Source organism: Microbacterium sp. (assembly GCF_031988965.1).
In the GTDB taxonomy this organism is placed as follows: Bacteria; Actinomycetota; Actinomycetes; order Actinomycetales; family Microbacteriaceae; genus Microbacterium.
Map to the genome: position 1 here is coordinate 1 of NZ_DALZXX010000107.1, position 10124 is coordinate 10124.

The 10124-nt window shown below is 67.3% G+C and carries 13 protein-coding genes; 12 read left to right on the forward strand and 1 reads right to left on the reverse strand.

The annotated features are described in order from the left end of the window. The first annotated feature begins 237 nt into the window (after positions 1–237). The 12 genes from mpaB to RTM68_RS14245 all read left to right on the forward strand — a co-directional run bounded on the left by mpaB (position 238) and on the right by RTM68_RS14245 (position 9848). Positions 238–1272 carry a daptide biosynthesis RiPP recognition protein gene (mpaB, locus tag RTM68_RS14190; protein ID WP_312172042.1) on the forward strand — a complete coding sequence of 345 codons (1035 nt, stop codon included), beginning with the start codon at positions 238–240 and terminating at the stop codon, positions 1270–1272. Next, the gene (gene mpaD / locus RTM68_RS14195) at positions 1269–2528 is read left to right on the forward strand and encodes a daptide-type RiPP biosynthesis aminotransferase (protein WP_312172045.1); all 1260 of its coding nucleotides are present in this window, start codon (positions 1269–1271) and stop codon (positions 2526–2528) included. Before mpaB ends, mpaD begins: the two co-directional genes overlap by 4 nt. Then, positions 2525–3712, forward strand: a complete 1188-nt coding sequence (gene mpaC, locus RTM68_RS14200; RefSeq protein WP_312172048.1) for a daptide-type RiPP biosynthesis dehydogenase — start codon at positions 2525–2527, stop codon at positions 3710–3712. The genes mpaD and mpaC overlap by 4 nt, the downstream gene beginning before the upstream one ends. 1 nt (position 3713) lies before the next feature. Continuing rightward, positions 3714–3848, forward strand: coding sequence for an MpaA1 family daptide-type RiPP (gene mpaA1 / locus RTM68_RS14205; protein WP_312172050.1), 135 nt, complete (start codon positions 3714–3716; stop codon positions 3846–3848). A gap of 37 nt (positions 3849–3885) precedes the next feature. Next, positions 3886–4011: an MpaA2 family daptide-type RiPP gene (gene mpaA2, locus RTM68_RS14210; protein ID WP_267238727.1), complete on the forward strand. Its 126-nt coding sequence runs from the start codon at positions 3886–3888 to the stop codon at positions 4009–4011. A gap of 37 nt (positions 4012–4048) precedes the next feature. Beyond that, positions 4049–4168 carry an MpaA3 family daptide-type RiPP gene (gene mpaA3 / locus RTM68_RS14215; RefSeq protein WP_312172055.1) on the forward strand — a complete coding sequence of 40 codons (120 nt, stop codon included), beginning with the start codon at positions 4049–4051 and terminating at the stop codon, positions 4166–4168. A gap of 63 nt (positions 4169–4231) precedes the next feature. Continuing rightward, positions 4232–5053, forward strand: a complete 822-nt coding sequence (gene mpaM / locus RTM68_RS14220) for a daptide-type RiPP biosynthesis methyltransferase (RefSeq protein ID WP_312172057.1) — start codon at positions 4232–4234, stop codon at positions 5051–5053. Next, a complete protein-coding gene (gene mpaP / locus RTM68_RS14225; RefSeq protein WP_312172058.1) occupies positions 5046–6719 on the forward strand; it encodes a daptide biosynthesis intramembrane metalloprotease in 1674 nt (557 codons plus the stop codon). The genes mpaM and mpaP overlap by 8 nt, the downstream gene beginning before the upstream one ends. Before the next feature lie 13 nt (positions 6720–6732). Continuing rightward, positions 6733–7449: an ATP-binding cassette domain-containing protein gene (locus tag RTM68_RS14230; RefSeq protein WP_312172059.1), complete on the forward strand. Its 717-nt coding sequence runs from the start codon at positions 6733–6735 to the stop codon at positions 7447–7449. Beyond that, positions 7446–8174: an ABC transporter permease gene (locus tag RTM68_RS14235; protein ID WP_312172061.1), complete on the forward strand. Its 729-nt coding sequence runs from the start codon at positions 7446–7448 to the stop codon at positions 8172–8174. Before RTM68_RS14230 ends, RTM68_RS14235 begins: the two co-directional genes overlap by 4 nt. Next, complete coding sequence (locus RTM68_RS14240; RefSeq protein ID WP_312172063.1) at positions 8171–8905, forward strand: hypothetical protein; 735 nt, start codon at positions 8171–8173, stop codon at positions 8903–8905. The genes RTM68_RS14235 and RTM68_RS14240 overlap by 4 nt, the downstream gene beginning before the upstream one ends. 49 nt (positions 8906–8954) lie before the next feature. Continuing rightward, positions 8955–9848, forward strand: a complete 894-nt coding sequence (locus tag RTM68_RS14245) for a rhodanese-related sulfurtransferase (protein ID WP_312172066.1) — start codon at positions 8955–8957, stop codon at positions 9846–9848. A gap of 28 nt (positions 9849–9876) precedes the next feature. On the opposite strand, the gene RTM68_RS14250 is transcribed toward RTM68_RS14245, so the two are convergent. Then, positions 9877–10124, reverse strand: a 248-nt coding sequence (locus tag RTM68_RS14250; RefSeq protein ID WP_312172069.1) for a hypothetical protein, incomplete at its 5' end; no start/stop codon positions are given.

A 10124-nucleotide genomic window follows, 5' to 3' on the forward strand; every position in this document is an offset into this window, starting at 1 on the left:
CCTGCGGCCTGCAGCCTGCGGCCTGCAGCCTGCGGCCTGCAGCCTGCGGCCTGCGGTCATCGGCCGGCGGACCTGAGTTCAGGATGAGTCGGGCGGGTGCGCAGCCGCGCGCTGATCCGATTCATCGCATATGAAACATATTGCATGCTCTTCGACTTCTTTATAGCGTCATATGACGACGAATCCTCGTCGTGGTGCATCAGGTCATCCTGGGGGGAAGACATGCAGACCGGATCGATGGCGGCAGAGAACGGACTTCGCGACGCTCGAGCGATCCGAGAATGGATCAGCGGAGAGCCGCAGCAGTTCTCGCGCGCATTCTTCGTCGAGACGGGCGCCCGGATCGACGGCCTCCACGCGCGGCTCGATGCCGATGATCTGCTCCTGCTTCCGGCGGGCGGCGAACCGTACCGAGGGCCTGCGTGCGCCGTGCGGTGCAGTGGGGCGCTGAGCGAGATCGGCGACGAGCTCTTCCTCGGCGATCGCAGCGTCGAACTCCAGGACTACGTCGCTGCGGAGTTCATCCAGATGGTCGGACCCACGGCGGTGTGCATCGGCGATGCTCCGGGCTGGCGCGCCTTCGTCGACGACGCCGAGGCGGCTCGCCGAACCGGAGTCTTCCCGACGGCGTTGCTCGATCCGAGAGTGCTCCTCGCGAACCGCGGCGCTCTCGCAGATCCGCTCGGGGTCGCGAGCCCGACCGCATTCAGGATTGGTCCGCACGGCCGCGTCAGCATCGGAATTCAGGGCGAGGACATCGGCCACGTCGACGACCCGGATATCATGCTCGCCTCTCCTCTTCCCCGACGCATGGAACTGGCGAGCACAGTCCGTCAGGCGATGTCCGTCGACGGCTACACCCACAGACCGTGGATGGGCAGATACCTCAACGCGACGGATCTCATGAAGATGCTCCGGCTGACCAACGGTGCTGCCAGGATCTCCGGCTTCGGATGGGCTGTCCTCGAGGACGACCGCGCAGACGCGGAGCCGCTGACCGACGATCCGTTCCTGATCGAGGTGCCCGACGGCATCGTTCTGGCGAACACCATCACACTGCGCCGCCAGTTGCTCTCGCCCGTCACCGCCGTGGTGGTCGCTGCCACGCAGACCTCGAGCGCACTGGAGATCGCCGGTGAGCGGGTCGCGCGGCGGTGCGACCTCGATGTCAGTCACGCCACCCGGCTGTGCGGCGACGCCGTCGCCGAACTCGGCGTTCATCCGGGCTCGCGAAGCGTCGCTGCGTCGTGGACGACGAGAAGCGCGCGATGACCATCCCGCACGCGCTTTGGCCCTCGATGCTTCCCGCAGACGCCACGTTCACTCGTGATCTCGTCGCCGTGAGCGCAGTCGGGAACACTGTCGAGTTCGCCGACGGATCCACGCGTCTCTGCGCCACGAGCGGACTGTGGAACGTTCCTCTGGGGTTCGGCAATCCGGCGGTCGCCGAGGCCGTCGACAAGGCGACGCGGGATGCGTCGTATCTCTCGCTGTTCCGAACGCCCCATCGATACGCCGAAGAGGCGGCGGAAGCGCTCGTGGCGCTGGCGAATCCGCTCAACTACAGCCGCGTCATCTTCTCCACATCAGGAGGTGCGGCGAATGACGCCGCGATGAAGCTCGCCAGGCAGTACTGGTGGCACAGGGGTCGGACCTCCCGGTCGCTCGTCGTCGGTCTGACGGGCAGCTATCACGGAACGATGTACGGCAGCCATGCGCTGAGCGGGGATGAACTCCTCCAGTCCGTCTACTCCGTCGACCGTCGGTCGGTTCGCCACGTCTCTCACAGCGACGACGGCGAGGAGCTGGACGCGCTGATGATGCGGGAGGGCGACAGAGTGGCGTCGGTGGTGGTGGAGCCCGTTCTCGGCAGCGGCGCGCATGCGCTGTCGGATGCTTTCGTCTCTCGCCTCCTCGCCCTCCGCGAGAAGTATGGCTTCCTCATCGTCGCCGACGAGGTCGCGACAGGGTTCAGCCGTACGGGAAGGATGTTCGCCACGGACACCTGGGCTGCGGCGCCCGACGTCCTCATCCTTTCGAAGGCCCTGACGAACGGCGCGATGGGCGCTGCCGCGCTGCTCGTGGGGACCCGCGTCGCCACGGAGTTCGTGGGCGGGAGATGGACCTTCGTCCATGGGGAGACGCAGGCGGGAACGCCGGCGTGCACGGCGGCGATCGTCGCAGTGATCGACGAACTGCGCCGTATCGATGCGGAGACGGTGACGCGCGAGCTCGCCGCCGACCTGTCGCGCCTGGCGTCGCGTCTCGCGTCGGATGGTCTCGTCTCGGAGGTCACGGGGCGTGGGTGCTTCGTCGGACTAGGTATCCGCGATTCCGAGGGCGGCACGCTTTCGGGTGCTGAGGTGCTCCGAACCGTCTCGATCATCGCGCAGAACGGCGTGCTGGTGCATCCGGGACCCAGCGCGATCCAGCTGATTCCTGCGTACGGCTTCGATGCCGATGAGCTCCTGCGCGTGGACTCGGCCGTGCGTGAGGGCGTGAGTCAGGCACGCGAGATGACGTCGTGACCGCGCGATTCACAGGACGAGTCCCGACGCTCTGGCACGGGCGGGGGATCACATCGCAGGTGATCACGCACCTCAGCTCCGGGCGTGAGGCACTCGTGATCGCAGACTCGTCGGTCTCCTCGTACGTGCCCGTCGGAGCCTCGAGGCGAGTGATCGAGATCGACGCGCGAACGGCGAACGTCGAGACGGTCGTGAGGACAGCTCGGGAGATCGTTCATCACAAGCCCGACGTGATCGTCGCCGTCGGGGGAGGCACAGTCCTCGACGCCAGCAAACTGTCGGCGCTGGCGCTCGCTCGCGAACGCGTGTTCGATTTCGCCGTCGAGCGTTCCTCGCGGTCTGCCCTGACCTTTCTTCCCGACGTCCCCCTGCCCGTCGACCTGGTGGCGGTCCCGACGACGCTCGGCACCTCATCGGAGACGAACAGCGTCGGCATCCTCAAGAACGAGACAGGCTTCCGGCTGGTCGTCGGTCGCTCCCTGAGGCCGCGCCACGCCATCATCGACCCCTGCAATCTGATGACCCTCAGCCGCTCCGCCGTCAGAGAGGGAACCATGGAGGCCTTTCTCCGTCTGGCGGGAGCATCGACGAGCTCGGGGCAGAGCGATCGGGCGAGGAACGATGCGGTCGCTCTCGGGAGGGCGCTCCTCGACGCGGGCACCACCGACTCGCGATCCGCGTCGGTGCGGCTGCGCATCGCCCGACTCAGTGCAGCGACTCAGCGCAGTGGGGCGCTGCGGGGGAATCACCCGTACAGTGCCCGGCACTGGTACATCGCGAACGAAGTCGCCTTCGTGCTGGGTGTCCGGAAGATGGTGGCCACTGCTGCGGTCATCGCCGCCGTCTGGGGCCGCATCTGCTCGGGAGATCCGCGATGGGGCGATCGCGGCAACCTCGAGCGATTCTGGGCGCGGATCGCGGAGGGGACGGGCCTGCCGCTCGATCCGTCATCGGGAATCTCCACGGTCATCCAACGATGGGGCCTCGCCCTGCCGCCGAGACCGACCGGTGGTGAGGTGGGCCTCATCGCGGTCGCCATCGAAAGATGCTGGGGCGACCGCCTCCCCATGCTCCCCGGTCTCGGAGCGGACGACTTCAGCGAACTGCTCCGAGATTCTCTCTGGAGCCCCGCGCGTCGGCATCGAACGCCGACTTCAGTCGATCTGCACAGAGGGGGTGATTGACATGGAGACCACACACACCGGGCGAATCGAGTTCCAGGAGCTGGATGCGATGGATGCTCCCAGCTGGGAGAGCTTCTACAAAGGCATAGGAGCCGCGCTGGTGCTCATCGGCATCGGCGCAGCAGCAGCCACCTGACCACATTCTCTGATGGAAGAAAAGAACGGAGCTGAGCATGCAGACTGCGACACCGACTCTCGAGTTCACGGAACTCGAGGCGATGGAAGCACCGGATGACGGACTCGATTTCACGCGCGGATTCGCGCTGGGCGTGATCATCGGAATCATCGCACTCACCTAGAGATCACGTCGGCTCGATCCCACTGAGGAGGTGAGAAATGCAGGCAGAGTCACTCGAGTTCCTGGAGCTCGACCAGATCGATGCCCCACTCGAATGGTGGGAGCACGCGAGCTACATCATCGCCATCATCGGCGGTGCTGCGGCGATCGCGACCTGACCGTAGGGTGCGGGCGTGCACAGCACGTCCGCACCTGCATCTCTCAAGAAAGGCGTTGTGCGGATGTCGAATCTGTTGACCCCTGCCATGGAGGCGAAGCTGAGGCAGGCCGGTGCTGTTCCGAGAGAGCAGGACCTGTACTCGGGGGCAGGCTCTGACTTCTACGAGCGCCTGGTCGGGAACGACCGCGCCGAAGTGCGGGAGATGCTGGCGCTCGCGCGACGCGCGCGCGGGCCCATCCTCGACATCGCGGCAGGTAGCGGGAGGTTGACGATCCCCCTGCTGAGATCGGGGAATCGGGTGACCGCGATCGATCTCTCCGACGATATGCTCGCCCACCTTCGCCGCGCAGCTCCGGACCGCTCCCTGCTGCAGTGTGTCGTGGCGGATATGCGCGACTTCTCGCTGGCGCAGCGTTTCGCGCTGGTGATCCTCGGCGCCACGTCCATCACACTGCTCGACCGGGCGGGCAGAGCTCTGCTGTACGAGAACGTGCGCCGCCACCTCGCTCGGCACGGTGTGTTCGCCCTCACCGTGGCGGGCGGCGCCTCGGCGGAGGAGATCGCGATGTCCGGAGATCACGAGATACGCGTGCCTGGATCCGACGGTGAGGAGGTATACCTCTTCTCCCAGCAGATCGATGCGGCCGGCGCAGCACGCGTGGTCAATTGGGTTCGTGCCTCGGACATCGGCGACGGTCGCGAAGTGACCGTCTTCACGAGTCGGCTGCGGTTGCTCAGCGATGAGCGTCTCTCGAAGGAGCTCGTCGACGCGGGTTTTGCCGCCCCTGTCGTATCCGCCGTCCGTGCGTCGCGCGGAGAGGACATCCTGCTCCTCACCACGTCACGAGCGCCGGGGCCGAACCACGAGGACGATCGTGACTGAGAAGAGGGTCCATCGTCCGCGACGGCCGCGCGATACGGCTCCTCTCACCGCTGATGCTCGACCGCGGCTCGCGACGGGCGTCGTCTTCGAGCGGGCGACGGATGACGCGGTCTGGATCGCGCTGCGTCACGGGGTGCCGACATCGAGGGTGTCCCTCACCGTCGTGGAGCTGCTGCGGGCGATGGATGGCGAGTCCGCTCTCGGCGATCTGCACAGGAGGTTCGCCGCGTCCCAGTCGTTCGAGAGCTTCGTGTCACTGGTCCAGCGTTCTCGCGCCTGCGGGCTCCTCGAAGGCGGCGCGCGCACGATGCCCGGTCGCGTGGTCTACCGGCCACCCTTCACCCTGCAGATCGCAACGCTCCGCGCGCCGACATTCTTCGGCGGTGTCGACCGCATGATCGGTCCGCTCTCGGGCCGAGCGGTTCTGATCTCGGTTGCGGTCCTGCTCGTCCTGGGGGTCGCGGCGGCCGCACTTCAGGCGGGTGAGCTCCTGGACGTCCTCGCCACCCCGGCTCCGATCGCCGGTCTGGTGTGTCTCGTCATCGTCCTCTCTTTCCTGACGCTGCTCCACGAGAGCGCACACGGAGTCACGCTCACGAGGTTCGGTGGCAGACCTCGCCGGGCGGGGGTCATGCTCTTCTACCTCACCCCCGCCTTCTTCGTCGACGTGACCGACGGCTGGCGGCTCTCCGACCGACGTCAACGCGTCGCGATCGCGCTGGCCGGACCCGCGGTGCATGCGGTCACCGGAGCGATCGCCATGACCGCCGCGCTCATGGTCCGACAGCCGGTGGCCCATCAGACCCTGCTGCTGCTCGCCCTGTCGTGCACCGGAGTCGTCCTCGTCAACCTGATCCCTTTCGTGCGGTTCGACGGGTACATCGCCCTCATGAGCGCTCTGGACGAGCCGAACCTCCGGTCACGAAGCGTTCGTGACGGCGCGGATTTTCTGGCGCACCTTCTCTTCGGCGGGCCCCGGACGGGCAGGAGCGTGAAGACGTGGTGGAGTGTGCCGTTCGGGCTCGCCAGCCTGATCACCCCGGCCGTCCTGGTGCTGTTCGCGGTCGATCGCATCTCGCGCGCGCTCGCCGGGGGAGGACCGGTACTCGGCCTTCTCGTGGTGGGTCTGGAGGCCACGGTGTTCCTGGTCGGATCCGTCGTGGTCGCCCGAGCACTGCACCGCGTGCTCCGTTCGGGCGTCTCGGCGATCCGCTTCACATCCGTGTGCATCGCGCTGGTCTCGGGCATCGCGATCGCTGGAGGCACGATCTCCCTACCCGTGTCGGCGACGTTCGGATTCACGTCGCACGTCGACGGAGTCGTCCTCGTGTACGCGGGCGAGACCATCGGGACGACAGTGCCGGACGGCGCGCACGTCGTGCTGATGACCAACGGGATTCTCGCGAACATACCGGTCGGCGACGGAATCGTCCGGCCGCGGCGATCGGAGTCGACGACGGTTCCGCTGGACGCGATCCTTCCCGTCGAGGCCGACGGCGCCCGGATTCCCGCTGTGATCGTCGCCGGCGTGGACATCTCGGATGAGACCGACGATCTGCCGACGGCGGGACAGGCGCGAGTCGCGCTCGGTACGAGAAACCTGTGGCAGACGATCTGGGCGAGTGCAGTGCTCTCGCCACTGTCGAGCCTTCGAGACGAGAAGTAGGAAAGGAACGAAGATGAACGACAATGCAATCGAGGTCAGAGGACTCACGAAGAGGTACGGGAGTCGGGTCGCCGTCGAAGACCTGTCGTTCGCTGTGCCGTACGGCGCGATCGTCGGACTCCTGGGGCCGAACGGGGCTGGGAAATCGACGACTCTGCGAGCGATCGTCGGGTTGGTCGGGCCGACGAGCGGTGACAGTCTCATCGACGGCGCGCCCTTCTCCGCGCTCGATAACCCCGCAACGCACGTCGGCGTCCATATGGACGGGTTCGGTTTCGAGGGCGGTATCACGGCCAGGCGTCACCTGGAGATCTCCCGGCTCGCAGCCGGAGCGCCTCGGGGCCGAACGGAGGAAGTGCTGGACGAGGTCGGATTGACGACAGACGCTCGTCGTCGCGTGAAGACGTTCTCGACCGGAATGGCCCAGCGACTGGGGTTGGCCGCGGCTCTGATCGGCTCTCCGCGGACGCTCATCCTCGACGAGCCCGCGAACGGTCTGGATCCGGACGGCATCCGCTGGCTTCGACGGTTCCTCCGCGGCTACGCGGAGCGCGGGGGAACGGTCCTGATCGCCAGCCATCAGCTCGCCGAGCTGGAGCAGGTGGTCGATGAGGTCGTCGTCATCAAACGGCGCGCTCTCTTCGCCGGGCCGTTGCACGACCTCATCTCGAGCAGTGCCGACTCGCTCGAGAGCAAGTACTTCGATCTCGTCGAAGGAGCAGCCGCGTGAGGGGCGCCATTCGCAGCGAGCTGCTGCGCGCTGTGAGCGGAAGCTCGATCCTGCCGGTCTACCTGGTCGCGCTCCTGATGCCCGCTTTCGTGCTGTTCTCCGACGGCAGAGGCCTCGACGTCGACGGCCTCGATTCCGCCTCGGCGACCCTTCGCCTTCTCGAGCCGCTCGCGTGGTCCGGCGTCTCCGCCGCGTTCGTCGCGGCCTACAGCGTGACCCGCGAGTGCTACTACGCATCGATGGACAGAACGCTCACCGGAGTGGGGGCGCCGCACACGTTCGCGGGAAAGCTCATCGGGGGAGCGATCGTCGCAGTCGCCCTGACCGCCGCCATCTTCGCCCTCTGGACGACGAGTGTCTCGGTCCTTCTCGTCCAGGACGGACTGGCGCTCGAACTCACGTCGGAAGCGTGGAGGGGATATGCGGGAGCGATGGGGAGCGCGATCCTCGGTGCGTTCATCGGAGGAGCCGTGGGCTGGATCTCTCGGAACTACTATGTGACGGCAGCGATCGTCCTCGTGCTTCCCATGGTCGTGGAACTCGCTCTGCTGCGGACGGCACCAGAGGCGGCGAAGTTCTCGCCGGGGTTGGTGCTCGCGGCTCTGAGCATCCCGGGACATCAGAACACTCTGCTCGACTTCCTCCCTGCTCTCTGCATCGGTCTCGTCTGGACGGTCGGGCTGGTCACCGCCGCCTGGTTCCGGGAGCACAGGAGGCGCACGTGATCGGCCAGGCGTTGCGAGCGCAGGCACGCAGTTTCTCGGGCGACATCGTCCTCTGCTGGGTATCAGCGGCATCGATCGCGATGGCACTGTCGCTCGTCACGAGCATTCCTCCGGAGTTCGTGACGGCGGACGCCGCCGACCGGGAGGCCTTCGCTGCACCGTTCAGCGTCGTGACAGCGATGTACGGCGCAGTTCTCGCGTCGGTCTACGGCTGCTTTCGCTACACCGTCGATCGACGAGACGGCGTCATCGCCCAACGGCTGATGCTTCAGCCCCGGTGGGTGGCGCTCGCGGCGAGGCTGCCCGCAACGGCGCTCGGCGGCGCGATCGTCGCTCTCGCCGGAGTGGTTGGCGGACATATCGCGCTGACCGTCCTAGTCGGGGGTGTCCCGATGGATTGGGCGTCCGTCTGGTCCTCACTGGCGCTCGGCGCCGCCGCCGGGGTGTGGGGCATGGGCGTGGGAATCATCGTGCAGGCGCACCTCGTCGCCCTCTTCCTCGTGTCGGCCTCGATGGGATCGGCGATCCTGGTCGCTGTCGTCTGGAAAGCCGCTGCGGTGTACCTGCCTCTCCTCGCGATGCTCGAGGCTCTCCGCTTCGACCTCGGGGCGGTCGGAATCGCGCCCGGAGACACCCTCGACGGTGTCGCGGCCGCCCTGGTGGCTGCCGGCTGGTTGCTGGCCATCCTCGTCGCCGCCGGCGCCATGTTCATGAGGAGGGATGTGCGGTAGTCGCGGCGGAGGGGCCAGGCCCGACAGCCGGACCGCGTAAAATCGCGGGGTGGCAACCCCCAAGATCGTCCTCTTCTACGTCTTCACGCCGCTCGCCGACCCGGAGGCGATCCGAGTGTGGCAGCGCGACCTCGGCGAGGCGCTCGGCCTGCGCGGCCGGCTGATCATCTCGAAGGACGGGGTGAACGGAACGCTCGGTGGCGACCTCCCCGCGCTCAAGAAGTGGGCGCGCTCCTTCCGGTCGTACGCGCCGTTCGCCGGCGCCGACATCAAATGGAGCGAGGGAACGGGGGTCGATGCCGACGGTCGCAGCCTCGACTTCCCCAAGCTCAGCGTCAAGGTGCGCGACGAGATCGTGTCGTTCGGGGCTCCGGGTGAGCTGCGCGTCGACGAGCACGGCGTCGTCGGGGGCGGAACCAGACTCACCCCCGAGGCCCTGCATGAGCTCATCGACGAGCGTGGCGACGACGTGGTGTTCTTCGACGGGCGCAACGCGCTCGAGGCCGAGATCGGTCGTTTCCGGGGCGCGGTGGTGCCCGACACCGAGACCACCCGCGACTTCGTGCAGCTGCTCGATTCGGGCGCCTACGACGACCTCAAGGGCAAGCCCGTGGTCACGTACTGCACGGGCGGCATCCGCTGCGAGGTGCTCTCGAGCCTCATGACCTCCCGCGGTTTCGGCGAGGTCTACCAGCTCGAGGGCGGCATCGTCCGTTACGGCGAGACGTTCGGCGACGACGGCCTGTGGGACGGCTCGCTCTACGTGTTCGACAAGCGCGGGTCCGTCGACTTCTCCGATCACGCCGCGGTCATCGGCACGTGCGCAGGATGCGGTGTCGCGACAAAGCGCACGGCGAACTGCCCCGACCTGTCGTGCCGCACCCAGTTCGTGGTGTGCGAATCGTGCGGCCAGGTGCCCTGCGACGCACACGCGGCCGCCTGAGGCCCATTCCGCCACCCGCCTCTGCAGCTCAGGCGGCCAGCACGCCGTCGGAGCGCCGCGTCACGAACAGCGACCGCGGCACGACGAACGCGAGAACGCGCGTCCGCACGTCGACGCTGTGCCTGAGCTGACGCAGCACGGTGCTCAACGGCGCGTCCAGATCGATCGAAGCCCCCGCCCCGGCGCGAGCATAGCTGGCACGCTCGACGGCATCCGTCAGGGTGCGCATCGCGTCGGCATCCACCCCGTTGTCCCGCACGAGGTCGTCGCCGCGCA

Coding starts and splice junctions, on each gene's coding strand:
- mpaB (WP_312172042.1), top strand. CDS start 238: ATGGCGGCAGAGAACGGACTTCGCGACGCTCGAGCGATCCGAGAATGG.
- mpaD (WP_312172045.1), top strand. CDS start 1,269: ATGACCATCCCGCACGCGCTTTGGCCCTCGATGCTTCCCGCAGACGCC.
- mpaA1 (WP_312172050.1), top strand. CDS start 3,714: ATGGAGACCACACACACCGGGCGAATCGAGTTCCAGGAGCTGGATGCG.
- mpaA2 (WP_267238727.1), top strand. CDS start 3,886: ATGCAGACTGCGACACCGACTCTCGAGTTCACGGAACTCGAGGCGATG.
- mpaA3 (WP_312172055.1), top strand. CDS start 4,049: ATGCAGGCAGAGTCACTCGAGTTCCTGGAGCTCGACCAGATCGATGCC.
- mpaM (WP_312172057.1), top strand. CDS start 4,232: ATGTCGAATCTGTTGACCCCTGCCATGGAGGCGAAGCTGAGGCAGGCC.
- RTM68_RS14230 (WP_312172059.1), top strand. CDS start 6,733: ATGAACGACAATGCAATCGAGGTCAGAGGACTCACGAAGAGGTACGGG.